This is a genomic window from Inhella inkyongensis (assembly GCF_005952805.1).
Taxonomy (GTDB): domain Bacteria; phylum Pseudomonadota; class Gammaproteobacteria; order Burkholderiales; family Burkholderiaceae_C; genus Inhella; species Inhella inkyongensis.
Map to the genome: position 1 here is coordinate 2,739,074 of NZ_CP040709.1, position 22,447 is coordinate 2,761,520.

Here is a 22,447-nt window from a genome sequence, read left to right on the forward strand (position 1 = left end):
GTCCCCGCCCTAGCCTTTGGAACCCCCATGGCCGTCGCCCCATTTGACAACCCCGCTCCTGCCGGCGTGAGCCTGCGCGGCGAAGCCCGCATGGCCGAGCTCGCCCGTGCCAAATTGGCCCGTCAGCGCCGCGAGCGACTGATTGAAGCCATCCTGTTTCTGGCCGCCAGCGTGTCCGTGCTCACCACCCTGGGCATCGTCTACATCCTGGTGCGCGAGTCGATCAGCTTCTTCGCTGCCGTGCCAATCTGGGATTTCCTGACCGACACGCAGTGGACCCCGCTGTTCGATGACGCCCATTTCGGCATCATGGTGCTGATGTCTGGCACGCTGTCCAGCTCTCTGGTGGCCCTTTGCGTAGCCATTCCGCTGGGCACCATCATTGCCATCTACCTGAGTGAATTCGCCGGCCACAAGACCCGCGAAACGCTCAAGCCGCTGCTCGAGCTGCTCTCCGGCGTGCCCACCATCATCTATGGCTTCTTTGCGCTGCTGGTGGTCACCCCCATGCTGCAAAAGATCTTCCCCGAACTGCCCGGCTTCAACATCCTGTCGGCCGGTCTGGTGATGGGCGTGATGATCATTCCCTACGTCGCCTCGCTGAGCGAGGACGCCATGCGTGCCGTGCCCATGAGCCTGCGCGAAGGCGCTTACGCCATGGGCAGCACGCGCTTCCAAACCGCCGTCAAGGTGGTGGTGCCAGCGGCCTTCTCCGGCATTGCCGCCGCCTACATCCTGGGCATCAGCCGCGCGGTGGGCGAGACCATGATCCTGGCCGTGGCGGCCGGCATGCAGCCCAATCTGACGCTCAACCCGATGGAGTCGGCCTCCACCATCACCAGCTTCATCGTGCAGGTGGCCCTGGGTGATCTGCCGCACGGCTCAATCGGCTACCAGACCATTTTTGCCGCCGGCCTGTCGCTGATGCTGCTGACCCTGTGCTTCAACCTGCTCGGCTACTGGCTGCGCAAGAAGTACCGCGAAGCTTACTGATGAGTACCCCCCCGAAGCGCTTCGCGCCTCCCCCCCCAGGGGGGCGCCGCTGGCGGCCCGGCGAAGCCGGTTCCGCGGCGGCCGCTTGATCCATCCGCGTACCGCTTGGCGCTTGGCGCTGGAGATACGGAATGAATGCAGAAAAAACACTGGCCATCCGGGCCATCATCCGCAAGGCGCGCCGCTACGACCTGTTGGTCGCCCTGCTCGGCATGCTCGCGCTGTCCATCGGCATCTTCACGCTGGCCGCGCTTTTCATTGACATGGCGCTCACCGGCATTCCGCGCCTGAACGCCGAGTTCTTCACCAACTTCCCCTCGCGCCGCCCGGCCGAGGCGGGCATCCTGTCCAGCTGGGTGGGTTCGGTGCTCGTGATGTCGGTGACCGCGTTGGTCGCGGTACCTCTGGGCATTGCCGGCGCCATCTACCTGGAAGAGTACGCCCGCAAGAACTGGGTGACCGATGTCATCGAGATCAACATCACCAACCTGGCCGGCGTGCCCTCGATCATCTACGGCCTGCTGGCCCTGGGCCTGTTCGTCTACACCTTCAAGCTCGGGCAGTCCATCCTGACGGCCGGCCTGACATTGGCGCTGCTGATCCTGCCCATCGTCATCACCGCCACCCGCGAGGCCCTGCGCTCGATCCCGCAACACATCCGTGAAGCGGCCTACGCCTGCGGTGCCTCTCAGTGGCAGGTGGTGCAACACCACTTGGTGAAGTACGCCACCCCCGGCATCCTGACCGGCGTGATCATCGGCATGAGCCGCGCCATCGGCGAGACCGCGCCCATCATCACCATCGGCGCGCTGACCTTCATCGCCTTCCTGCCGCCGGCTCCGGGCCAGATGAACATTGAAACCGGCCAGGCCGCCGGCTTGTTCGACTGGCTGTGGAGCCCCTTCACGGTGATGCCGATCCAGATCTTCAACTGGACCAGCCGCCCCGATCCGCGCTTCCACGAGAACGCCGCCGCGGCTGCCTTTGTGCTGGTGCTGATGACGCTTTCGATGAACGCCATCGCGATCTGGCTGCGCTATCGCCTGCGCAAGAACATCAAGTGGTGATCGGGCCTATTCCAGGCTGTTGCTCGCCCGCTTACTTCCAAGAATTTCTTTGAGGACTGACGAATGCCCTCCACCATCACCCTGCCGCAGAACCCGCCCCCGCTCAAGGCCGAGTCCAAGAACCTGGACTTCTACTACGGCGACTTCAAGGCACTCAAGGGCATCAATATGCCCGTGTACGAGAACAAGGTCACCGCGCTGATCGGTCCCTCGGGTTGCGGCAAGAGCACCTTCTTGCGTTGCTTCAACCGCATGCACGATCTATACGCCGGCCACCGCTACGACGGCAGCATCCATCTCTACCCCGATGAAGTGGATGTGCTGCACAAGAACGTCGACCCGATCGAGGTGCGCATGCGCATCTCCATGGTGTTCCAAAAGCCCAACCCCTTCCCGAAGTCCATCTTCGAGAACGTGGCCTATGGCCTGAAGGTTCGCGGTGAAAAGAACCGCAGCGTGCTGGAAGACAAGGTGGAGGCCGCCCTCAAGGGCGCAGCCATCTGGAACGAGGTGAAGGATCGCCTTGACGACCTGGCCGTGAACCTCTCTGGCGGTCAGCAGCAGCGCCTGTGCATTGCCCGCGCATTGGCGACCGACCCCGAAATCATCCTGTTCGACGAGCCGACCTCGGCCCTGGACCCGATTGCCACCGGCGCCATCGAGGAGCTGGTGGGCGAGATCAAGCACAAGGTCAGTGTGCTGATCGTGACCCACAACATGCAGCAGGCGGCTCGCGTGAGCGACTTCACTGCCTATATGTATTTGGGCGAATTGATGGAATTTGGCGAGACCAACGACATCTTCATGAAGCCCAAGCGCAAGGAAACCGAGGACTACATCACCGGTCGATTTGGGTGAACAGGCTGCCCTAGCGCCAGCGTCAACACCCTCTTCTGTCAGGTTTACCGAATCAGGAATCAAGATGAGCGACAAGCACCTCTCCACCCAATTCGACGCCGAACTCAGCGCCATCTCCAGCCGTGTGCTGGAAATGGGTGGCCTGGTCGAGCAACAGGTCTGCTTGGCCGTGGACGCACTGGCCGAGTTCAGCGAGGCCAAGGCCACCGAAGTGATTCGCACCGAGCAGCGCGTCAACCAGATGGAGTTGGAGATCGACCGCGACCTCTCCAACATCATTGCCCGCCGTCAGCCCACGGCCCGCGATCTACGCCTGCTGATCGGCGTGTCCAAAACCATCGGTAACCTGGAGCGCGTGGGCGACGAGGCCGCCCGCATCGCCCGCACCGTGCATCGGCTGGTGGCCAACGGCACCCATGGCCGGCTGTTCCCGACCACGCAAATGAGCAACGAGGCCCAGCTCGCCACCGCCTCGCTGCGCCGCGCGCTCGACGCCTTCGCCCGCCTGGACGCCAACCAGGCCATGCAGGTCATCAAAGAAGACAACGAGATCGATGCCGAATTTGATGGCCTGATGCGCAAACTGGTGACCTACATGATGGAAGACCCGCGCACCATCACCGCCTCGATCGATCTGGTGTTCGTGGCCAAGTCGCTGGAGCGCGTGGGCGACCACGCCAAGAACTTGGCCGAACAGGTGATCTACATCGCCAAGGGGGCGGACGTGCGCCACACCCCGCTGGATGGCCTGGAATCGGCCGTTTCCTGATCACCCTGACCCGGACACCTTATGGGACGCGTTCTCGTCGTTGAGGACGAGCCGGCCATTGCCGAGCTCATTTCGCTGCACCTGCGCCACGAGGGCCACGAGGTCCGTATCGCCGAAGACTCGGCCAGTGCGCAACGTGCGCTGCAGGAGCAACTGCCCGATCTGGTGGTGCTGGACTGGATGCTGCCGGGCGAGCCCGGCGTCAGCCTGCCCAAGCGCTGGCGCAATGAGGCCCGCACCAAGCACCTGCCCATCATCATGCTCACGGCCAAGGCTCAAGAGACTGACAAGGTGCAGGGCCTGGACGCCGGGGCCGATGACTACCTGACCAAGCCCTTCTCGCCAGCCGAACTGATGGCGCGCATCCGTGCGCTGCTGCGCCGCAAGGTGCCCGAGGCCCTGGAGTCAAGCATCGAGATCGGCCAACTCAAGCTCGACCCCAGCGCCCACCGCGTCTTCCACGGCCCGGCCGAGCTGCAACTCGGCCCCACCGAGTTCCGCCTGCTGCGCTATCTGATGACCTACCCCGAGCGCGTGCACAGCCGTGCTCAGCTGCTGGACAAGGTCTGGGGCGACCACGTGTTCATCGAGGAACGCACGGTCGATGTGCACATCAAACGCCTGCGCGACGCACTCTCGCCAGCCGGCTGCGCCGCCTTGATCGAGACGGTGCGTGGGGCGGGGTATCGCTTGAACCGAGCGGCAGTCTGAAGCTTCACTGAAAACAACAAAGGGCCCCGCGGGGCCCTTTGTCTTTGTAAGCCAAATCCTGCTCTGGCTTACATCTGCTCGATCATCACCTGACCGAAGCCCGAGCACGACACCTGGGTCGCGCCTTCCATCAAGCGCGCGAAGTCATAGGTGACTTTCTTGCTCAGGATGGCCTTTTCCATCGCCTTGATGATGGTGTCGGCCGCCTCGGTCCAGCCCATGTGGCGCAGCATCATCTCGGCCGAGAGGATTTCGGAGCCCGGGTTGACGTAGTCCTTGCCGGCGTACTTCGGCGCGGTGCCATGGGTGGCTTCGAACATCGCGATCGAGTCGCTCAGGTTGGCACCCGGGGCGATGCCGATGCCGCCGACCTGGGCAGCCAGGGCGTCGGAGATGTAGTCGCCGTTCAGGTTCAAGGTGGCGATCACCGAGTACTCGGCCGGGCGCAGGATGATCTGCTGCAGGAAGGCGTCGGCAATCGAATCCTTGACGACGATGTCCTTGCCGGTCTTCGGATTCTTGAACTTGCACCACGGGCCACCGTCGATCAGCTCGGCGCCGAACTCCTTCTGCGCCAGTGCATAGGCCCAGTCACGGAAGCCACCCTCGGTGAACTTCATGATGTTGCCCTTGTGCACGATGGTCACGCTGGGCTTGTCGTTGTCGATGGCGTACTGGATGGCCTTGCGCACCAAGCGCTCGGTACCTTCCTGGCTGACCGGCTTGATGCCGATGCCCGAGCTCTCAGGGAAGCGAATCTTCTTCACGCCGAACTCGGTCTGCAGGAAGGTGATCAGCTTCTTGGCCTTGTCGCTGCGGGCCTCGTACTCGATGCCCGCGTAGATGTCTTCCGAGTTCTCGCGGAAGATCACCATGTCCACCTTGTGCGGCTCCTTCACGGGGCTGGGCACGCCGTCGAAGTACTGCACCGGGCGCAGGCACACATAGAGGTCCAGCTCTTGGCGCAGGGCCACATTCAGGCTGCGGATGCCACCACCGACCGGCGTGGTCAGCGGGCCCTTGATCGACACCACATAGTCCTTCAGAACCTGCAGGGTCTCTTCGGGCAGCCACACATCGGGGCCATAGACCTTGGTCGACTTCTCGCCAGCGTAGATCTCCATCCAGTGGATCTTCTTCGCGCCGCCATAGGCCTTGGCCACGGCCGCATCGACCACCTTGATCATCACCGGGGTGATGTCAAAACCGGTGCCGTCCCCTTCGATATAGGGAATGATGGGGTTGTTGGGGACGTTGAGCGAGAAGTCGGCATTGACCGTGATCTTCTGGCCACCCTCGGGCACCTTGATGTGCTGATACATGGATGAGGCTCCAAGCAGGTAGAAGGAAAAACAGGGCGGGATTCTAGGGAAAGCCCGTCCACTTTCAGGAAAAACAATAGGCAGCCACACGCTGCCACAGGCCATGGCCCAAGGCCCATAGCGCAGCCAACACCAACGCCAAGCCGGCGGCCCGCACCGCCCAGCGCCCCGCTTCGGGGTGACGCCGCAACTGCCGCAAACCCAGCGGCGCCCACAGCAACCCCGGACTGGAGGCCAGCGCGAAGGCCGCCATGGCCAAGGCGCCGCCCACAGGGGTATCGGCCAGTGCCGCCACCAGCAAGGCGGCCTGCAGCACGCCGCAGGGCCAGGCAGCCCAAAGCGCGCCACTGGTCCAAGCCAGTCGCATGGGTTTACGCCCCTGCAGCCCCAGCCAGGCCGGCAGCTCGGCGCGCCACAGCAGCCACAGGCCCAGGGCCAGGAAGGCGGTGTGCAACACCGTCCACAGCGGGCGCAACAACGCGCTGAGCTGGCTGGCCTCGCGCAGCCAGCCCACTGCGGCGGCAGCCAGCGCGCCGGCCAGGGCGTAGCTGGCCACGCGCAGTACGTGGAAACCCAGCTGCTGCGAGCGCCCCGTGGCCACGGCGGCGCAAGGCGCGCCACACATCAGAGCGCAGTGCGGGATGGAGGCCAGGCCCATCAGCGCGGTGCTGGTGACCAGGGCCGTGGAAATGATCATCAAATGATCTTAGAGAACTTCTCGCGCGCGCCTTCCAGTTGCAAGAAGCGGTCGAACACCGCGGCCACCGAACGCACGAAGAACCAGCCCAGCGGCGTCACCTCGACGGCCTGATCGCTGATCTGCACCAAGCCTTGCTCCTGGTGGCTCTTCAGGGCCTCCAACTCGGCGGCGAAGTACTTCTTCGGGTCGATCAGATGGGCGTCGGCCAAGCCTTGGAAGTCCAAGCGTCCCTGGCACATCAGCGCCATGATGGTGGCACGGCGCACCAGGTCGTCGCGGTTGAGCGCGATACCTCGCACCACCGGCCACTGGCCCTGCGCCAGCGCATCGGCGTACTCCTCGATGGTCTTGGCGTTCTGGCAGTAGCTGGCACCCACGCGCGAGATGGCCGACACCCCCAGGCCGATCAGATCGCCGTCGGGCTGCACCGTATAACCCTGGAAGTTGCGATGCAGGCGACCCTGCCGCTTGGCCTGGGCCAGGGCGTCGCTGGGCAGCGCGAAGTGGTCCATGCCAATGTGCTCGTAACCCGCCTGCATGAAGGCCGAAATGGCCTGGGCGTGCATCTGCAGGCGTGTCTCTGGCAGCGGAATGTCGGCGCTGTGAATGCGACGCTGGGCCTTGAAGCGCTGCGGCAGGTGGGCATAGGCGTAGAGCGCGATGCGCTCGGGGCGCAGCTCGATCACCTGCTGCAGGGTACGGTCGAAGCTGGCGATGGTCTGCAACGGCAGGCCACAGATCAGGTCCAGGTTGATGGACTGGTAACCCAGCGTGCGCGCGTCCTGCATCAGTTGCGCCACATCGGCAAAGGACTGCACCCGGTGCACGGCCTGCTGCACCCGCAAATCAAAGTCCTGGATGCCCAGGCTCAGGCGGTTGAAACCCAATGCCTTCAAATGCGCCAGCCGCGCGGCGTTCACCGTACGCGGGTCGACCTCGATCGAGGCCTCGATTCCGGGCAGCCACTCAAAGGCTTGCTTGAGGCGCTCGGTCAGTTGGGTCAACTCGGTGTCACTCAGAAAGGTGGGCGTGCCACCGCCCAGATGCAACTGGGTCACCCGCGGCCGCCCACCCAGGCCGGCGGTCCACATGTCGATCTCGGCATCCAGCAACTTCAAGTACTCGGCGCCGCGCTCATGGTGCTTGGTGACGATCTTGTTGCAGGCGCAGTAATAGCAAAGCGACTCGCAGAACGGCACGTGCACATAGACCGACAGCGGCGCCGAACTTCCCACCGCGCCGCCGATGCCCTGGGCCCGCTGGGCCAGGGCCAGCACATGCTGCTCGGGGCCGTGGGCCTCGACAAAACGGTCCGCCGTGGGGTAGGAGGTGTAGCGCGGCCCGCTGGATTCCAGGCGGTTCAACAAACCGGGCGGCAGGAAGCCCGCGCTCGAGGTATCGATGGCGGGGGCGATGGCGGTGTGCTCAGGGTGCATGGGGCGATACTGCCTGGGTTCGCGCCCGCAGTCCTTGACGCCGCTCAAGGCCCTGGCACCCCCCCATGACTTCCGGCTTCGAGATAATGCCCACCATGCTGAGCCCTACCCCTCTTCGAGTCGACCCCCTGCGTGCGGCCTGTTCCAACTGCAATCTGCGCGAGCTTTGTCTTCCGCTTGGTTTCAGCGAGACCGATCTGAGCCGACTGGACGGACTGATCAGCCAGCGACGCACCGTTCCAAAAGGTCAGACCCTGTTTCGAGTTGGCGAGGAGTTCCATGCGCTTTATGCGGTGCGCACCGGATTCTTCAAGTCCTGCGTGAACGCCGAGGACGGGCGGGTGCAGGTCACTGGCTTTCATATGGCCGGTGAGTTGCTGGGCCTGGATGGCATTGGCAGCCATCGCCACACGGTGGATGCCGAGGCACTGGAGGACTCCCAGGTCTGCGTGATGCCCTTCGATCAGCTCGAGGAATTGGCCCGCGAGTTCACAGCACTGCAGCACCAGTTGCACCGCATCATGAGCCGCGAGATCGTGCGCGACCATGGCGTGATGCTGCTCTTGGGCTCCATGCGTGCCGAGGAGCGCTTGGCGGCCTTTTTGCTGAACCTGACCCAGCGCCTGCAGGCACGCGGCTACTCGGCCAGCGAACTGGTGCTGCGCATGACGCGCGAGGAAATTGGCAGCTACCTCGGTCTGAAGCTGGAGACGGTGAGCCGCACCTTCTCGCGCTTCCAGGACGACGGCATCCTCGAGGTCAAGCAGCGCCAGATCACCGTGCTGCAACCCGATGCCCTGCAGCGCCTGGTGTCCAGCGCCGCCTGCTAATCGATTCCCCGCAAAAAAGGCCGCGTCAAGCGGCCTTTTTGCTTTCAGGGCGCCTTGCGCCCGCCGGTGGCCGCGTGGTTGCGACCCTCCATGGCCGGTCGCTCGGGCGTGGCCTGCGCCTGCGGCTTGATCACGGGGTCCGGATCGAGATGCGCGATGACGGCGGTGGTGGTGCCGGCCAGCACCGCACTCAGCGGCAAGGCCACCACCAACCAGACGATGCGCACCCGGTACCAGGGCTGCGTGGGGTGTGAAATGTTTTTCATGGGTTCTCTCAACGCGGCACCACAAAGGTGGACTTCTCGCGCACAGGATAGGCGCTGTCATCGCCATCGGCCAGGCGCTCGACCACGAAGTGAAGCTCGTGTGCACCGGCGCTGGGCGGGGCCTGCTCGGCCGGCAGGTGCACCGTCACCGGCACCCAGCGGGCTTCGATGGGCGCCAATTCCACGGTTGCACTCACGCCCAGGCTCAGCCCCTGAAGGGCGGCGGCCGAAGACTCCACACGGATGCGATAGCGCTGTGCGCGCTCCAGCACATTCATCAGCTGCAGTCGGTAGACGTTTTCCAGCTGACCCTGCTCGTTGAAACGCGCCAGCGCGCCGCGGTCGCGCACCACATCAAAGCGCAGCGGCGGACGCGTCCACAGGCTGTAGGCCACAGCCGCCGTGATCAGCACCAGACCGGCGGTGTAGACCCAAACCCGTGGCCGGAGCACGCGCAACCATTCGGTCTTGCGATCCAGATGCTGCTCGATGCCGTTTTCGGTGTCATAGCGCACCAGACCACGCGGGTACTGCATCTTGTCCATCACCTGATCGCAGGCATCGATGCAGGCGGCGCAGCCGATGCACTCGTACTGCAGGCCCTTGCGAATGTCGATGCCCACCGGGCAGACCTGCACACAGAGCTCGCAGTCAATGCAATGACCCAGGTTCTTGGCCTTCAGATCATCCTTGCGCCCGCGCGGACCACGCGGTTCGCCGCGCTCGGCGTCGTAGCCAATGATGAGCGTGTCGCGGTCGAACATCGCGCTTTGGAAGCGCGCATAGGGGCACATGTATTTGCAGACCTGCTCCCGCATAAAGCCTGCGTTGCCCCAGGTGGCAAAGGCGTAGAAGAGGATCCAAAAGGTCTGCCACGGCCCTAGGGCGCCCGCCAGGACGGCGGGTGCCAACTCCCGGATGGGCGTGAAGTAGCCCACGAAGCTAAAGCCGGTCACCAAGGCCAACAACACCCAGCTGCTGTGCTTGGCCGCTCTACGCCACAGCTTGTCCCAGGTCCAAGGAGCCTTGTCCAGGCGTTCGCGCTGGATCTTGCTGCCCTCGATGCGCTGCTCAATCCACAGGAACATGGAGGTGTAGACGGTCTGCGGGCAGGCGTAGCCACACCACAGCCGCCCCGCTACCGCGGTGAACAGGAACAGGGCATAGGCGCTGAGCAGCAACAGCGCAGTCAGGTAGAACAGATCCTGCGGATACAGGATCAGGCCAAACAGAAAGAAGCGACGCGCCTCCAGGTCGAACAGCACCGCCTGGCGCGCATTCCATTCCAGCCAAGGCAGTCCGTAGAAGACCAGCTGGGTCAGGAACACAAACACCCAGCGCCAGTTCTGGAACCAACCCGAGATCTCTCTCGGGTGGATCTTCTGGCGCTTGCGGTACAGGGTGACGACCGCTTCTTTGGCTTCATTCATCAGATTGCATCAGCAGGCATCAACGAGCAGAAGCGTTCGACAGGCTCCAGACATAGCCGGCCAGCACATGGATCTGCTCCGGGCTCAGCTTGGCCTTTTGCGCCGGCATCTGGTTGTGTTTGCCGCCGCTGATCATGGCCAGGATGGCCTGCTCGCCCCAGCCGTGCAGCCAGATCTTGTCGGACAGACGCGGTGCGCCCAGGGCCGTGTTGCCCTCGCCCTTGCTGCCGTGGCAGGCGGCACAGGCGGCGTACTTTTCCTTGCCCAGTTGGGCGCGCAGGCTGTCATGCGCGCTGCCGGACAGGCTGAGCACATAGTGCGCCACATTGCGCTGGTCTTCACCGTTGCCCACCGCGGCGGCCATCGGGGGCATCTGGCCCTCACGACCCTCGCTGATGCTGTGCTTGATGGCCGCCAGATCGCCGCCCCACAACCAGTCTTTGTCGCTCAGGTTCGGAAAGCCCTTGCTGCCCTTGGCATCCGAACCATGGCACTGCGCGCAGTTGTTGATGAAGAGGCGTTGGCCAATGCCCATCGCCTCAGCATCAGCGGCCAGAGCCTTCTCGTCCATGGCGGCCAGGCGCTGGTAGAGCGGCGCGGTCTTGGCATTGGCCTTGGCCACTTCATCCTGGTACTGGCCCTCGCTGCTCCAGCCCAAAGAACCCTTGGCCTGGCCCAGACCGGGGTACAGGAACAGATAGAGCGCACTGAAGACCACCGTGATCACAAACAGACCCAGCCACCAGCGCGGCAGCGGGTTGTTCATCTCACGCAGGTCATCGTCCCAAACATGGCCGGTGGTGCCATCGGTGGACATGCTGGTGGTCTTGCTGGCCGCGAACAGCAGCCAGACGCAGAACACAAGTCCCGCGACCGACACGGCCACGATGAACCAGTGCCATCCAGGGCTGAAAAAATCACTCACGACGATCTCCTTGTTCATCCGCGAAGGGCAGCTCGGCGGCCGCCTCGTGCTCGGGCTGGCGCTTGCGCGCCCAGGTCATCCTTACCAGGGCCAGAAAAGCCACAAAGGACACCAGGGTCACCGCCCCGCGCAGCCAATTGATGTCGTCGCCACTCATGGTGCGGGCCTCCCCATGCCTTGCAAGTAGGCGATCAGCGCGTCCATCTCGGTCTTGCCCTCCACGGCTTGCGCGGCAGCGGCGACATCGGCGTCGCTATAGGGCACACCCAGGGTCCGCAGCGCCTTGAGGCGCGGTGCCATGCTGGCGGGGTCGAGCTTGGCCTCAGCCAACCAGGGGTAGGCCGGCATATTGCTCTCGGGCACCAAGTCGCGCGGTTGGATCAAGTGCAGACGATGCCACTCATCCGAGTAGCGGCCGCCCACACGGTGCAGGTCCGGACCGGTGCGCTTGCTACCCCACTGGAAGGGGTGGTCGTACACGAACTCACCGGCCTTGCTGAAGTCGCCGTAGCGCAGGGTCTCGGCGCGGAAGGGGCGAATCATCTGCGAGTGGCAGTTGTAGCAACCCTCGCGGATGTAGACATCGCGACCGGCCAATTGCAGCGCGGCATAGGGCTTGACACCCGGAGCCGCCTGCGTGGTGGAGCGCTGGAAGAACAGCGGCACGATTTCCACCAGACCGCCGACGGCCACCGCCACCAGGATCAGCACGATCATCAGGAAGTTGTTGGTCTCGATGCGCTCGTGACCGACGACAGGCTTGTTGTGATCAGCCATTTGATTGTTCTCCTTAGGCCGTCGCCAACTTGGGCGACTGCAGCACCGCATCGCGGCCCTTGACGGTCATCCAGACGTTCCAGGCCATCACAAACATGCCACCCAGATAGAGCAGGCCACCGGCCAGACGAATCAGGTAGAAGGGATAGGTCGCCTTCACCGACTCGACAAAGCTGTAGACCAGGGTGCCGTCCGGGTTGGTGGCACGCCACATCAGACCCTGCATCACACCGGCAATCCACATCGCGGCGATATAGAGCACGATGCCGATGGTGGCGATCCAGAAGTGCAGTTCGATGGCGCTCTTGCTGTGCATCTCCTTGCGGCCATAGAGGCGCGGGATCAAGGCGTACAGCGCGCCCATGGACACCAGACCCACCCAGCCCAGCGCACCGCTGTGCACATGGCCGACCGTCCAATCGGTGTAGTGGCTCAGGGCGTTGACGGTCTTGATGGACATCATCGGGCCCTCGAAAGTGCTCATACCGTAGAACGACAGGGACACGATCAGGAACTTCAGCACCGGGTCATCACGCAATTTGTGCCAGGCACCCGACAGGGTCATGATGCCGTTGATCATCCCGCCCCAGCTCGGCGCCAGCAGCACCAGGCTGAACAGCATGCCCAGGCTCTGGGCCCAGTCCGGCAGCGCGGTGTAGTGCAGGTGGTGCGGGCCCGCCCACATGTAGGTGAAGATCAACGCCCAGAAGTGGACGATGGACAGGCGATAGCTGTAGACCGGACGCTCGGCCTGCTTGGGGATGTAGTAGTACATGATCCCCAGGAAGCCGGCGGTCAGGAAAAAGCCCACCGCGTTATGGCCATACCACCACTGCACCATGGCGTCCTGCACGCCGGCATAGGCCGAATAGCTCTTCCACAGCGAGACCGGCATGGCCGCGCTGTTGACGATGTGCAGCAAGGCCACCGTGATGATGAAGGCGCCAAAGAACCAGTTCGCCACGTAGATGTGCTTGACCTTGCGCGTGCCCACGGTGCCAAAGAACACGATGGCGTAAGACACCCAGACTACGGCGATGGCCAGGTCAATCGGCCACTCCAGCTCGGCGTATTCCTTGCCGCTGGTGATGCCCAACGGCAGGGTCAGCGCGGCAGCCACGATGATGGCCTGCCAACCCCAGAACGTGAACCACGCGAGCTGCGGCGCAAAAAGGCGCACCTGGCAGGTGCGCTGCACCACGTGGTAGGCGGTGGCGAACAGCACCGAACCGCCAAAGGCAAAGATCACTGCATTGGTGTGCAGCGGACGCAGCCGCCCGTAGCTGAGCCATGAAATGCCATGGGTCAGATCCGGAAAGGCCAGCTGGGCGGCAATGAAGACGCCCACCAACATGCCGACGATGCCCCAAAGCACCGCGGCCAAAGCAAAGGCCCTGATCGGGCCATCAAAGTAGGCGGTCGATGCCGCCGGGGCTTGAGAGCGAGCCATGCGTGGTTTCTCCTTCTGGGCTTGCATTCTTCGGGCACCCCCTAGGGTGCGCCTTGATCGCCGTCAATCGCTTCTTGAACTGGGTCAAGACTGTGGTCTTCATCCACCAGGATGCGCGCGCCCTCCTGCTCCACGTCCTCGAACTGACCGCTCTTGAGCGACCAGGCGAACACGATCAGCACGCCGAAGGCGATCAGCACCGTGACCGGGATGAGCAAATAGAGGATGTCCATCAGTTGCGAGCCAGGCGCAGGGCGTTGCCCACCACCCAGAGTGAACTCAGGGCCATTCCCAGGCCGGCGGCCCAGGGCGGCAACCAGCCGGCCAGGGCCATGGGCACGGCCAGCAGGTTGTAACTGGCCGCCCAGGCCAGGTTTTGCCGCATCACCCGGCGCGTGCGCCGGCCCAGCTGGATCAACTCCGGCAGGGCGGACAACTCATTGCGCAGCAGGGTCAGATCGGCGCTGTTGCGCGCCAGACCGGCCCCCTCCCCCATGGCCACGGCCACATCGGCCTGGGCCAGCACGGGGCCGTCGTTGACGCCATCGCCCACCATCAGCACGCACTGCCCTTGTTCTTGCCAGGCCTGCACCTGCGCCTGCTTGGCCTCGGGGTCACAGCCCCCTTGGGCTTCCAACCCCAAGGCCGCACCCACCGCCCGAGCGCGCTCGGGCGCATCGCCCGAGAGCAAGCTCATGCGCAGACCCAGCGTCCGCAGGCGTTCCACCACGGCGGCCGCATCGCGCCGCAGCACCTCATCCAGTTCAAAGTGCAGCGTGGGCTGGTCCCCAGCCTCCGGCGCGAAGGCCAGGCTGGCCGTCGAACTTGCGCCGGTCTGTGCCTCGACCCAGGCCGGACGGCCCAGCCGCCACCACGCCCCCCGGGCATCCCGCCCCCGCAAACCTTGTCCCGCCACCTCGGTCACCTCGGTCCAGCGCCCGGCTGCCTGTTGCAGCGGCCAGCGCGCCAGCGCCTGCGCGACCGGATGGCGCGACCACTGGGCCAGGCCCACGGCGGCCGCCATCTGGGTCGGGTCGACCTCGCCCAGGGGCCTTGCCTGGGGCTGGGTCAGGGTGCCCGTCTTGTCAAACACCACGCGTTCCACCCGTGCCAGGGCCTCGATGGCCGCCAGTCGCTGGAGCCACACCCCCCGCTGCGTCAGCGCCCGGGCGCTGGCCACCACCGCCGCCGGCGCGGCCAGTGCCAGCGCGCAGGGGCAGGTCACGACCAGCACCGCCGCCACCACGCTCAGCGTCCGGCCCGGCTCAAAGTGCCACCACAGCAACCCCGCCACCAACGCCAGCAGCAGCACCACGGCCAGAAAGAGCGGCGCCCAGGCATCGGCCTCGCTGAAGCCTCGCGGCCGCTCGCTCAGGGCCTGAGCCAAGCGCCGGCGCAAGCGCGCCTGGCGAGTTTGGCCGCCCACGGCCACCACCTCCAAGCGCAGGGGCGCCCCCAGATTGACGGTACCCGCCAACAACAGATCGCCCTGGACCCGCTGAAAGGCCCGCGCCTCACCACTGAGCATGGACTCGTCCACCAGAGCCTGCGCGCTGACCAGACGGGCATCAGCCGCCAGGGTCTCGCCCAAGGCCAGCTGCACCTGATCGCCTGGCCGCAGCGCCTGCGCGCTGACCCGCTCCGTCGTCCCCTGCGCATCCACCCGGGTCACTTCCAATGCCTCACCCAGATCAAGGCGCTCCGCTTCAATCGCTGCCGCATGGCGGGCCTTGAGCTCAAACCAGCGCGCGCCCAGCAAGAAGGCGACGAACATGGTCATCGAATCCAGGTAAACCGCGTCGCCCAGCAGCCCCCCCGGATCGGCCAGTGCCAAGGTCGAGGCCCCGAAAGTCACCAGCACGCCCAAGGCCACCGGCACATCCATGCCCAGGCGCCGCTGCCGCAGGCTGCGCCAAGCCCCGCGCAGGAAGGGTGTGGCCGAAAACAGCAGCACCGGCAGCGCCAGCACCCAGCTGGCGCCATGCATCAGGGCGCGCAGATCGCTCGGCACTTCGGCGCCAGAGTCGAAGTAGGTCGGCGCGGCCAGCATCATGATCTGCATCATGCAGAACCAGGCCACAAAAAGCCGCCAGAGCATGGCGCGCGCCTCGCGTCGCCGCAATGCAGCAGCGGCCTCCGGGGCGGCCTCGGCCAACTCGTAGCCAGCTTTGCGGGCGGCTTCCAGCAGGGCCGCACGCGGCGTCAGCCTCTCGTCCAGATCAACCCAGGCCAGAGCGCTGGCATAGCCCACAGTGGCCGTGTGGACCCCGGGCAAGGCCCGCAGCTCCGCTGAGAGCGCCTCGGCACAGGCCGCACAGTGCAGCCCGGCCACCTGCAAGCTTAGTTCGCAGCGGGTCTGCGCGCCGCCGCCGTCGGAGGCTGGGGCAGGCCGCTCAAGGGGACTCGGGATAATGGGTTCAAGCACGGCGTGCATCGCCGCATTGTTCCCACAAGCAGGCCCTCAGCCCATGATCGGAATCAACAAGCCCGTCCTTATCTTGCTGGCCGCACTGAGTGCCGCCTGGGCGAGTGGGGCGCAGGCACAAGAAGCTCAACGCCTGACCACCCTACCGCTGCGCGCCGGCATGCATGTCATTCAGGCGCAACTGGCCGTGGCCCCCGAAGAGCGCGCCACTGGGCTGATGCATCGCCGAGACATGCCGCAGCACGAGGGCATGCTGTTTGTGTTCGAGTCGCGCGAGACCCAGTGCTTCTGGATGCGCAACACCCTGCTGCCGCTGACCATCGCCTTTCTGGCAGACGACGGCCGCATCGTGTCCATGGCGGACATGAAACCCCTGGATGAAACCAGCCATTGCTCGAGCGAGCCTGTGCGCTACGCGCTGGAGATGAACCAAGGCTGGTTTGCCAAGCGCGGGTTCAAGCCCGGCATGAAGCTGCAGGGCAAGCCTTTCGGCAACTGAGCTTCAAAAAAAAAGGCCCGCCGAAGCGGGCCTTCTTGTCGAGGTAAACCAACCGTTTGCGAACCGCGCACATGGCGTTCGCACAGCGTGGGTTTACGCAAAATTGGCTTCAGCAAAACCCCAGTTCACCAGCTTGTCGAAGAAGGTTTCGACAAACTTCTGGCGCAGATTGCGGTAGTCGATGTAGTAGGCGTGTTCCCACACGTCCACCGTCAGCAGCGCGGTGTCGGCGGTGGTCAGCGGGGTGCCGGCGGCGCCGGTGTTGACGATGTCCACCGAGCCATCGGGCTTCTTCACCAGCCAGGTCCAGCCCGAGCCGAAGTTGCCCACGGCCGACTTCACGAAGGCTTCCTTGAAGGCGGCGTAGCTGCCCCACTTGGCGTTGATGGCGGCCGCCAGGGCACCCGTGGGCTCACCACCGCCGGCAGGCTTCATGCCGTTCCAGAAGAAGGTGTGGTTCCAGATCTGGGCGGCGTTGTTGTAGATGCCGCCGCTGCTCTTTTTGATGATGTCTTCCAGCGACATCGATTCGAATTCGGTGCCCTTCTGCAAATTGTTCAGGTTCACCACATAGGCGTTGTGGTGCTTGCCGTGGTGGAACTCCAGGGTCTCGGCACTGTAGTGCGGCGCCAGGGCGTCCTTGGCATAGGGCAACGGGGGCAGTTGGTGTTCCATGAGCGTCTCCGGGTGTGAGGAATTTTGCGAAAGCGGCATTCTAGGAATGCGGGCGCTGTCCCTTGGGCCGTGGGGTCACCCCCTCGACCCTCAGATCGGCCGATCCATCGGCCAGGCGGGCGCGCAGGGCCTGGCCCTGCTGCAACTGGCTGGCGCTTGTCATGGCCTGACCTGCCGCGTCTTCGAGCCAGGCAAAGCCCCGCTCCAGCACGCGCTGCGGGTTCAAGGCCTCCAACCGTGCCTCGGCGCGCGCCAATCGCTGAACCTTGACTTGCAGCTGCGCCTGCAACTGGCTGACCAAGGCACGCCGCAGATCCAGCAGGCCATGGCCCTGCTGATCCACCCGTCGCTGCAGCGCCGACTGCAACCGCGCCTGCAGCAAATCCAGACGGCGCTGGGACTGCTCCAGCCGCTGCGCCGGCCGCGCCAGGCGCAGGGCCAGACGGTCGAGCCGCTGGGCCTGCCAATCCAGGCGCCGCCCCACTTGCTGGCTAAGCCGCTGTTGCCAGCGCTGCAGCTCACGCAAGCGGTCGGCGCGCGCGGGTGCCGCCAATTCAGCGGCTGCGGTGGGAGTGGCAGCACGCAGGTCGGCGGCCAGGTCGCAGAGGGTCACATCGGTTTCATGACCCACACCACTGATCAAGGGCACCAGGGTATGGGCCACGGCGCGCACCACTTCGGGGTCGTTGAAGGCCCACAAGTCCTCCATCGACCCGCCGCCGCGCACCAGCAACAGCACTTCCACTTCATTGCGCTGCCGCGCCTGTTCCAGCGCGGCGCACAAGGCGGCCGGCGCTTCGGCCCCCTGCACCAGACTGGGGTAAATGATCACGCCCACATGCGGCGCGCGCCGGGCCAGCGTGGTGCACACATCGTGCAAGGCCGCCCCGCCCAGTGAGGTGATGACCCCGATGCGCCGGGCAAAACCGGGCAGCCCGCGCTTGACCGCAGGGTCGAACAAACCCTCGCGCTCCAGCTGGGCCTTGAGCCGCAGAAACTGCTCGTAAAGCGCCCCGGCGCCAGCGGGCGCCAGGGTCTCTGCAATGAACTGCAGCTCGCCGCGCGGCTCGTACAGCGCCAGCCGGCCCGTGACCCGCACCCGCTGCCCCTCCTGCGGCGCAAAGCGCAGCTGCATGGCAGCGCGCCGGAACAGGGCCATCTTCAGCAAGGCGGGCGCACCCTCGGCATCCTTCAGGCTGAAATAGCAATGCCCCGAGGTGGCCCGAGTGAAGCTGGCAATCTCGCCCTCCACGGTGCAGACGCCCAGCTGACGCGTGAGCGTGTCCGACAGATGGGCCAGCAGGGCGGCCACGCCCCAGGCGGAGCCTGCTTGTTGCAATGTCATTGAGAGGTGCGACGGGGAGACGGCTTTGGCAGCGGCACAATGCGCCCGCTGCGGGGCGTGGGCCTCGACACCTGCTCGCGAGGAGTGCCTTTTGCTGTCGATCTTACAAGCCGCTGGCTGGCCCATCTGGCCCTTGGTGGCCTGCTCCTTCATTGCCCTGGCGCTGATCTTCGAGCGCTTCTACAGCCTGCGCGCCGAGCGCATCGTGCCGCCGGCCCTGCTGGCCGATCTGCGTCAGTTCGATGCGGCGCAGATGCCCAGCGCCGACGTGGTGGACAAGCTGAATCAAAGCTCGCTGCTGGGCGAAGTGCTGGCAGAAGGCCTGCGCGCCGTCATCGACGAGCCTCGTATCAGCGACCAGCACCTGCGCGAGGTGTTCGAGCGCGCCGGACGCCGGGGTGTGCGCCAGCTCGAGCGCTACCTCACCACCCTGGGTTCCATCGCCACCGCCGCGCCGCTGCTGGGTCTGCTGGGCACGGTGATCGGCATGATCGAGATCTTCGGCAGTCAGGCCCCGGGCTCGGGCAACCCGGCCCAGCTTGCACACGGCATCTCGATCGCTCTCTACAACACCGCCTTCGGTCTCATCGTTGCCATCCCCGCCCTGCTCTGCCATCGCCACTTCCGGGCCTTGGTGGAGAACTTCGAGATGGAAATTGAGCAAGCGGCCGAGCGCTTCTATCACCAGCTGACCCGCCACACCCACGCGGCCATGCGCGCCGCCCGCCAAGCCGCCACGCCGGGTGCCGCATGAAGTTCCGCGTGCGCCATCGCGATGAACCCGAGATCAATCTGATCCCCTTCATCGACGTGCTGCTGGTGGTGCTGATCTTCCTGATGCTCAGCACCACCTTCTCACCCCACACGGCGCTGCAGGTGCAGCTGCCGCAGGCTGGCGTCTCACCACCCAAGCAGTCCCCGCACGAGATCGTGGTGGCCGTCAGCCCCGATGGTCGTTACGCGATTGACGGTGTAACCCTGGGCGGTGTCGGCGTCGAGGTGCTGGAAGCCCATCTGCGCGCCGCCGTGGCCGAGCACAAGGACGCTCAGGTGGTGGTGGCCGCAGACGCGCTGGCACCGCACCAGCTGGTGATGAATGTGCTGGACGCCGCCAAACGCGCCGGCGTTCCCAAACTCGCCTTCGCCGCCCAACAAAGCGCACCCCGCTGATGTCGGCCTGGCTGCAGCGCCAGTGGCTGCGGCGCGGGCCGCTGGCCTGGTCACTCCGGCCCCTGACGGCCGTCTACCGCGCCCTGCAAAGCTGGGACCGTGCCCGGCACGCCAGCGGCCGCCGCGCCATTCACCGCCCCCCCGTGCCGGTGCTGGTGGTGGGCAACTGGATCGTCGGCGGCGCCGGCAAGACGCCCACCCTGCTGGCGGTGCTGGCCTTGCTCAAGGCCTGGGGCTGGCGCGCCGGTGTGGTCTCGCGGGGCTACGGGCGACACAGTGAGGGCGTGCAACTGGCACATGCCCACAGCGATGCCCATCAACTGGGTGACGAACCCCTGTTGATCTGGCGCCGAAGCGGCGCCCCGCTGGCTGTGGCGGCTTCGCGCGGAGAGGCCTGCGCGGCCCTGCTGGCGGCTCACCCCGACTTGAACCTGATCGTCAGCGACGATGGCTTGCAGCACGCAGGACTCGCCCGCGATCTGAGCCTTTGGCTGTTCGACGCCCGCGGCCTGGGCAATGGCTGGCTGCTGCCGGCCGGCCCGCTGCGCCAGGATCGTGCGCTGCCGCCACTCCCCGGCAGCCGCGCCAACCATCTGGTGCTCTACACAGACGGCCAACCGTCCACCGCCCTGCCCGGTTTTGTGGCTCAGCGTCAGCTGGCCGGCGCCGTGTCGCTGGACAGTTGGTGGAACCACCAGGCGCAGACGCCGCAAGCCCTGGAGTCCTTGCGCGGCCGGCGACTGGTGGCGGTGGCCGGCCTGGCCCGGCCACAGGCCTTCTTCGACATGCTGCAGGCCGCCGGACTGGACTTCCAAGCCCTGCCCTTGCCCGATCACCACCGCTTCGACCACCTGCCCTGGCAGGCCGACGATGAGCTACTGCTGACGGAAAAAGACGCCGTCAAACTGCCCCCCGAGCGCCTGGCCCCAGGGCAACGCGCCTGGGTCCTGCCCCTAGACTTGCAACCCGAACCCGCTTTTGCCGAAGCCCTGCTGCACGAGCTGCAGGCCCTGCTCGGCCCCCCACCCCATGGACCCACGCCTGATCGAACTGCTGGTCTGCCCCCTGTGCAAGGGCCCGCTGCAACTCAGCCATGAAGGCGGGCAGACCGAATTGGTCTGCCTGGCCGACCAACTCGCCTACCCGGTGCGCGACGGCATCCCCGTGATGTTGGAAGGCGAGGCTCGCTCGCTGACCGAGAGCCCGCCCAGCGAACGCGGCTGACGATGCCCATGCGCTTTCATGTCTTGATTCCGGCCCGGCTGGCCAGCACCCGATTGCCCAACAAGCCGCTGGCCGCCATCGCCGGTTTGCCCATGGTGGTCCAGGTGGCACGCCGCGCGGCCCAGAGCGGCGCCACCCAGGTGGTCGTGGCCACCGACTCCGAACCGGTGGCGCAGGCCTGTGCGGCCCACGGTGTGCAGGCCTTGATGACGCGCGCCGACCATCCGAGCGGCTCCGACCGCCTGGCCGAGGCCTGTGAGCAACTGGGGCTGGATGGCGATGAGTTGGTGGTCAATGTGCAGGGCGACGAGCCCCTGATCGACCCGGCCCTGATCCGCGCCTGTGCGCTCACCCTGGCGCAGCAACCCGAGTGCGCGGTCGCCACCGTGGCCCATGCCATCGATTCGGCGGAGGAATTCCGCAACCCCAACGTCGTCAAGTTGGTGTGCGATGCCGCCGGGCGAGCCCTGTACTTTTCGCGCGCCCCGATCCCCTGGTGGCGTGATGCCCCGGCCCCCTCGCCGGCCCAGGCTCTGCCGCAGGCCGGCAGCGCGCTGCGGCATGTCGGCCTCTATGCCTATCGCGCGGGCTTCCTGCGCCGCTTCCCGCAGCTGGCTGCCAGCCCGCTGGAACAAATCGAAAGTCTGGAGCAATTGCGCGTGCTCTGGCATGGCGAGCGCATCGCCGTGCACCTCAGCCTCACCCGGCCCGGCCCGGGGGTGGATACGCCTGAGGACCTCGAAAGAGTCCGCTCACTCATGGGGGCTTCCCCGTAAGCGGGAGGCAAGACCCCCCATGCGATACTCGCGCGCCCTTGAATGCTGCTGTGCAACAAGGGCCAACCCCGCATCATCAGGATCCTCATGCGACTGATTCTTTTGGGCGCCCCGGGCGCCGGCAAGGGCACCCAAGCCGCCTTCATCTGCAAGCAATTTGGCATCCCGCAGATCTCCACCGGCGACATGCTGCGCGCCGCCGTCAAGGCCGGCACCCCGCTGGGCCTGCAAGCCGACGCGGTCATGAAGTCCGGTGGCCTGGTCAGCGATGAGCTGATCATCAACCTGGTCAAGGAACGCATCAGCCAGCCCGATTGCGCCCAAGGCTTCCTGTTCGATGGCTTCCCGCGCACCATCCCGCAGGCCGACGCCATGAAGGCCGCCGGCGTCAAGCTGGACTATGTGCTGGAGATTGATGTGCCCTTCGAGGCCATCATCGAACGCATGAGCGGCCGCCGCTCCCACCCCGCCTCGGGCCGCACCTACCACGTCAAGTTCAACCCGCCCAAAGTGGCAGGCCGGGACGACGAAACCGGCGAAGAGCTGGTGCAGCGCGACGACGACAAGGAAGAGACCGTACGCAAGCGCCTGGACGTCTACTCCGCCCAGACCCGCCCCCTGGTCGACTACTACTCGCAGTGGGCCGCCGGCGGCGACGCCCAGGCCCCCAAGTACCGTCGCATCGAGGGCATGGGCTCGGTCGACCAAATCACCGCCAAGGCGCTGGCCGCACTGCAGGGCTGAAGCCAAGGCCAATCATCCCGAGCTGGGTCGCCACAAGCGACCCAGCTTTATTTTT

General features: G+C 65.5%; 26 protein-coding genes. 13 read left to right on the forward strand and 13 right to left on the reverse strand.

The genetic code is table 11. The features are described 5' to 3' along the window. Positions 1-27 precede the first annotated feature (27 nt). The 5 genes from pstC to phoB all read left to right on the forward strand — a co-directional run bounded on the left by pstC (position 28) and on the right by phoB (position 4,398). Positions 28-993 carry a phosphate ABC transporter permease subunit PstC gene (gene pstC / locus FF090_RS12925; RefSeq protein ID WP_175423650.1) on the forward strand — a complete coding sequence of 322 codons (966 nt, stop codon included), beginning with the start codon at positions 28-30 and terminating at the stop codon, positions 991-993. A 131-nt stretch (positions 994-1,124) separates the two neighbouring features. After that, positions 1,125-2,060, forward strand: coding sequence for a phosphate ABC transporter permease PstA (gene pstA / locus FF090_RS12930; RefSeq protein ID WP_138857114.1), 936 nt, complete (start codon positions 1,125-1,127; stop codon positions 2,058-2,060). Between the two features lie 63 nt (positions 2,061-2,123). Further along, positions 2,124-2,918: a phosphate ABC transporter ATP-binding protein PstB gene (pstB, locus tag FF090_RS12935; protein ID WP_138857115.1), complete on the forward strand. Its 795-nt coding sequence runs from the start codon at positions 2,124-2,126 to the stop codon at positions 2,916-2,918. A gap of 64 nt (positions 2,919-2,982) precedes the next feature. Beyond that, positions 2,983-3,687 (forward strand): phosphate signaling complex protein PhoU, encoded by a 705-nt coding sequence (gene phoU / locus FF090_RS12940; protein WP_138857116.1) that lies wholly within the window; start codon positions 2,983-2,985, stop codon positions 3,685-3,687. 21 nt (positions 3,688-3,708) lie between these two features. Continuing rightward, on the forward strand, positions 3,709-4,398 hold the full coding sequence (gene phoB / locus FF090_RS12945; RefSeq protein ID WP_138857117.1) for a phosphate regulon transcriptional regulator PhoB: 690 nt from the start codon (positions 3,709-3,711) through the stop codon (positions 4,396-4,398). A 68-nt stretch (positions 4,399-4,466) separates the two neighbouring features. On the opposite strand, the gene icd is transcribed toward phoB, so the two are convergent. From icd to hemN, 3 genes are all read right to left on the reverse strand, one after another. Continuing rightward, complete coding sequence (icd, locus tag FF090_RS12950) at positions 4,467-5,720, reverse strand: NADP-dependent isocitrate dehydrogenase (RefSeq protein WP_138857118.1); 1,254 nt, start codon at positions 5,718-5,720, stop codon at positions 4,467-4,469. 64 nt (positions 5,721-5,784) lie between these two features. Next, positions 5,785-6,417, reverse strand: a complete 633-nt coding sequence (locus tag FF090_RS12955; protein ID WP_221304905.1) for an urease accessory protein UreH domain-containing protein — start codon at positions 6,415-6,417, stop codon at positions 5,785-5,787. Beyond that, complete coding sequence (gene hemN, locus FF090_RS12960) at positions 6,417-7,856, reverse strand: oxygen-independent coproporphyrinogen III oxidase (protein WP_138857119.1); 1,440 nt, start codon at positions 7,854-7,856, stop codon at positions 6,417-6,419. The genes FF090_RS12955 and hemN overlap by 1 nt, the downstream gene beginning before the upstream one ends. A gap of 95 nt (positions 7,857-7,951) precedes the next feature. Here hemN and fnr point away from each other — a divergent pair, with 95 nt between their 5' ends. Then, positions 7,952-8,686, forward strand: coding sequence for a fumarate/nitrate reduction transcriptional regulator Fnr (gene fnr, locus FF090_RS12965; RefSeq protein WP_138857120.1), 735 nt, complete (start codon positions 7,952-7,954; stop codon positions 8,684-8,686). 44 nt (positions 8,687-8,730) lie between these two features. Here the strand turns inward: fnr and FF090_RS12970 are convergent, their stop codons facing one another. The 8 genes from FF090_RS12970 to FF090_RS13000 are packed head-to-tail and all read right to left on the reverse strand — an operon-like array spanning position 8,731 to position 15,959. After that, positions 8,731-8,952: a nitrogen fixation protein FixH gene (locus FF090_RS12970; RefSeq protein ID WP_138857121.1), complete on the reverse strand. Its 222-nt coding sequence runs from the start codon at positions 8,950-8,952 to the stop codon at positions 8,731-8,733. Between the two features lie 8 nt (positions 8,953-8,960). Then, complete coding sequence (gene ccoG, locus FF090_RS12975) at positions 8,961-10,382, reverse strand: cytochrome c oxidase accessory protein CcoG (protein WP_138857122.1); 1,422 nt, start codon at positions 10,380-10,382, stop codon at positions 8,961-8,963. A gap of 19 nt (positions 10,383-10,401) precedes the next feature. Further along, entirely contained in the window at positions 10,402-11,307 is a 906-nt protein-coding gene (gene ccoP, locus FF090_RS12980; protein ID WP_175423651.1) for a cytochrome-c oxidase, cbb3-type subunit III, read from the reverse strand. Then, the gene (locus tag FF090_RS19295; RefSeq protein ID WP_175423652.1) at positions 11,300-11,464 is read right to left on the reverse strand and encodes a cbb3-type cytochrome oxidase subunit 3; all 165 of its coding nucleotides are present in this window, start codon (positions 11,462-11,464) and stop codon (positions 11,300-11,302) included. Before FF090_RS19295 ends, ccoP begins: the two co-directional genes overlap by 8 nt. Further along, positions 11,461-12,084 carry a cytochrome-c oxidase, cbb3-type subunit II gene (gene ccoO, locus FF090_RS12985; protein WP_138857124.1) on the reverse strand — a complete coding sequence of 208 codons (624 nt, stop codon included), beginning with the start codon at positions 12,082-12,084 and terminating at the stop codon, positions 11,461-11,463. Before ccoO ends, FF090_RS19295 begins: the two co-directional genes overlap by 4 nt. 13 nt (positions 12,085-12,097) lie before the next feature. Then, the gene (gene ccoN / locus FF090_RS12990; protein WP_138857125.1) at positions 12,098-13,534 is read right to left on the reverse strand and encodes a cytochrome-c oxidase, cbb3-type subunit I; all 1,437 of its coding nucleotides are present in this window, start codon (positions 13,532-13,534) and stop codon (positions 12,098-12,100) included. 41 nt (positions 13,535-13,575) lie between these two features. Continuing rightward, a complete protein-coding gene (ccoS, locus tag FF090_RS12995) occupies positions 13,576-13,767 on the reverse strand; it encodes a cbb3-type cytochrome oxidase assembly protein CcoS (protein ID WP_138857126.1) in 192 nt (63 codons plus the stop codon). Further along, positions 13,767-15,959: a heavy metal translocating P-type ATPase gene (locus FF090_RS13000; RefSeq protein ID WP_246071416.1), complete on the reverse strand. Its 2,193-nt coding sequence runs from the start codon at positions 15,957-15,959 to the stop codon at positions 13,767-13,769. The genes ccoS and FF090_RS13000 overlap by 1 nt, the downstream gene beginning before the upstream one ends. A 43-nt stretch (positions 15,960-16,002) precedes the next feature. On the opposite strand from FF090_RS13000, the gene FF090_RS13005 reads away from it, so the two are divergent. Next, positions 16,003-16,458 (forward strand): DUF192 domain-containing protein, encoded by a 456-nt coding sequence (locus FF090_RS13005; protein ID WP_138857128.1) that lies wholly within the window; start codon positions 16,003-16,005, stop codon positions 16,456-16,458. Between the two features lie 93 nt (positions 16,459-16,551). On the opposite strand, the gene FF090_RS13010 is transcribed toward FF090_RS13005, so the two are convergent. Continuing rightward, entirely contained in the window at positions 16,552-17,133 is a 582-nt protein-coding gene (locus FF090_RS13010; protein WP_138857129.1) for a superoxide dismutase, read from the reverse strand. A gap of 40 nt (positions 17,134-17,173) precedes the next feature. After that, positions 17,174-18,478, reverse strand: a complete 1,305-nt coding sequence (gene xseA, locus FF090_RS13015) for an exodeoxyribonuclease VII large subunit (RefSeq protein ID WP_138857130.1) — start codon at positions 18,476-18,478, stop codon at positions 17,174-17,176. Between the two features lie 91 nt (positions 18,479-18,569). Here xseA and FF090_RS13020 point away from each other — a divergent pair, with 91 nt between their 5' ends. The 6 genes from FF090_RS13020 (at position 18,570) to adk (ending at position 22,392) form a co-directional block, all read left to right on the forward strand. After that, positions 18,570-19,232: a MotA/TolQ/ExbB proton channel family protein gene (locus FF090_RS13020; RefSeq protein WP_138857131.1), complete on the forward strand. Its 663-nt coding sequence runs from the start codon at positions 18,570-18,572 to the stop codon at positions 19,230-19,232. Next, positions 19,229-19,648: an ExbD/TolR family protein gene (locus FF090_RS13025; RefSeq protein WP_138857132.1), complete on the forward strand. Its 420-nt coding sequence runs from the start codon at positions 19,229-19,231 to the stop codon at positions 19,646-19,648. Before FF090_RS13020 ends, FF090_RS13025 begins: the two co-directional genes overlap by 4 nt. After that, complete coding sequence (lpxK, locus tag FF090_RS13030; RefSeq protein WP_138857133.1) at positions 19,648-20,745, forward strand: tetraacyldisaccharide 4'-kinase; 1,098 nt, start codon at positions 19,648-19,650, stop codon at positions 20,743-20,745. Before FF090_RS13025 ends, lpxK begins: the two co-directional genes overlap by 1 nt. Continuing rightward, complete coding sequence (locus tag FF090_RS13035; RefSeq protein ID WP_138857134.1) at positions 20,678-20,872, forward strand: Trm112 family protein; 195 nt, start codon at positions 20,678-20,680, stop codon at positions 20,870-20,872. The genes lpxK and FF090_RS13035 overlap by 68 nt, the downstream gene beginning before the upstream one ends. A gap of 8 nt (positions 20,873-20,880) precedes the next feature. After that, positions 20,881-21,648 carry a 3-deoxy-manno-octulosonate cytidylyltransferase gene (gene kdsB / locus FF090_RS13040; RefSeq protein ID WP_138857135.1) on the forward strand — a complete coding sequence of 256 codons (768 nt, stop codon included), beginning with the start codon at positions 20,881-20,883 and terminating at the stop codon, positions 21,646-21,648. An 87-nt stretch (positions 21,649-21,735) separates the two neighbouring features. Next, positions 21,736-22,392 (forward strand): adenylate kinase, encoded by a 657-nt coding sequence (adk, locus tag FF090_RS13045; RefSeq protein WP_138857136.1) that lies wholly within the window; start codon positions 21,736-21,738, stop codon positions 22,390-22,392. Positions 22,393-22,447: the final 55 nt, after the last annotated feature.

Bases quoted from the DNA above. Each gene is read 5' to 3' on its own strand.
- pstB (WP_138857115.1), top strand. From the start codon at position 2,124: ATGCCCTCCACCATCACCCTGCCGCAGAACCCGCCCCCGCTCAAGGCC.
- kdsB (WP_138857135.1), top strand. From the start codon at position 20,881: ATGCGCTTTCATGTCTTGATTCCGGCCCGGCTGGCCAGCACCCGATTG.
- pstC (WP_175423650.1), top strand. From the start codon at position 28: ATGGCCGTCGCCCCATTTGACAACCCCGCTCCTGCCGGCGTGAGCCTG.
- hemN (WP_138857119.1), bottom strand. From the start codon at position 7,856: ATGCACCCTGAGCACACCGCCATCGCCCCCGCCATCGATACCTCGAGC.
- lpxK (WP_138857133.1), top strand. From the start codon at position 19,648: ATGTCGGCCTGGCTGCAGCGCCAGTGGCTGCGGCGCGGGCCGCTGGCC.
- phoB (WP_138857117.1), top strand. From the start codon at position 3,709: ATGGGACGCGTTCTCGTCGTTGAGGACGAGCCGGCCATTGCCGAGCTC.
- FF090_RS12970 (WP_138857121.1), bottom strand. From the start codon at position 8,952: ATGAAAAACATTTCACACCCCACGCAGCCCTGGTACCGGGTGCGCATC.
- FF090_RS12955 (WP_221304905.1), bottom strand. From the start codon at position 6,417: ATGATCATTTCCACGGCCCTGGTCACCAGCACCGCGCTGATGGGCCTG.
- FF090_RS13005 (WP_138857128.1), top strand. From the start codon at position 16,003: ATGATCGGAATCAACAAGCCCGTCCTTATCTTGCTGGCCGCACTGAGT.
- ccoG (WP_138857122.1), bottom strand. From the start codon at position 10,382: ATGAATGAAGCCAAAGAAGCGGTCGTCACCCTGTACCGCAAGCGCCAG.
- icd (WP_138857118.1), bottom strand. From the start codon at position 5,720: ATGTATCAGCACATCAAGGTGCCCGAGGGTGGCCAGAAGATCACGGTC.
- adk (WP_138857136.1), top strand. From the start codon at position 21,736: ATGCGACTGATTCTTTTGGGCGCCCCGGGCGCCGGCAAGGGCACCCAA.
- FF090_RS13035 (WP_138857134.1), top strand. From the start codon at position 20,678: ATGGACCCACGCCTGATCGAACTGCTGGTCTGCCCCCTGTGCAAGGGC.
- FF090_RS13010 (WP_138857129.1), bottom strand. From the start codon at position 17,133: ATGGAACACCAACTGCCCCCGTTGCCCTATGCCAAGGACGCCCTGGCG.
- xseA (WP_138857130.1), bottom strand. From the start codon at position 18,478: ATGACATTGCAACAAGCAGGCTCCGCCTGGGGCGTGGCCGCCCTGCTG.
- phoU (WP_138857116.1), top strand. From the start codon at position 2,983: ATGAGCGACAAGCACCTCTCCACCCAATTCGACGCCGAACTCAGCGCC.
- ccoS (WP_138857126.1), bottom strand. From the start codon at position 13,767: ATGGACATCCTCTATTTGCTCATCCCGGTCACGGTGCTGATCGCCTTC.
- ccoO (WP_138857124.1), bottom strand. From the start codon at position 12,084: ATGGCTGATCACAACAAGCCTGTCGTCGGTCACGAGCGCATCGAGACC.
- ccoN (WP_138857125.1), bottom strand. From the start codon at position 13,534: ATGGCTCGCTCTCAAGCCCCGGCGGCATCGACCGCCTACTTTGATGGC.
- FF090_RS19295 (WP_175423652.1), bottom strand. From the start codon at position 11,464: ATGAGTGGCGACGACATCAATTGGCTGCGCGGGGCGGTGACCCTGGTG.
- fnr (WP_138857120.1), top strand. From the start codon at position 7,952: ATGCTGAGCCCTACCCCTCTTCGAGTCGACCCCCTGCGTGCGGCCTGT.
- pstA (WP_138857114.1), top strand. From the start codon at position 1,125: ATGAATGCAGAAAAAACACTGGCCATCCGGGCCATCATCCGCAAGGCG.
- FF090_RS13025 (WP_138857132.1), top strand. From the start codon at position 19,229: ATGAAGTTCCGCGTGCGCCATCGCGATGAACCCGAGATCAATCTGATC.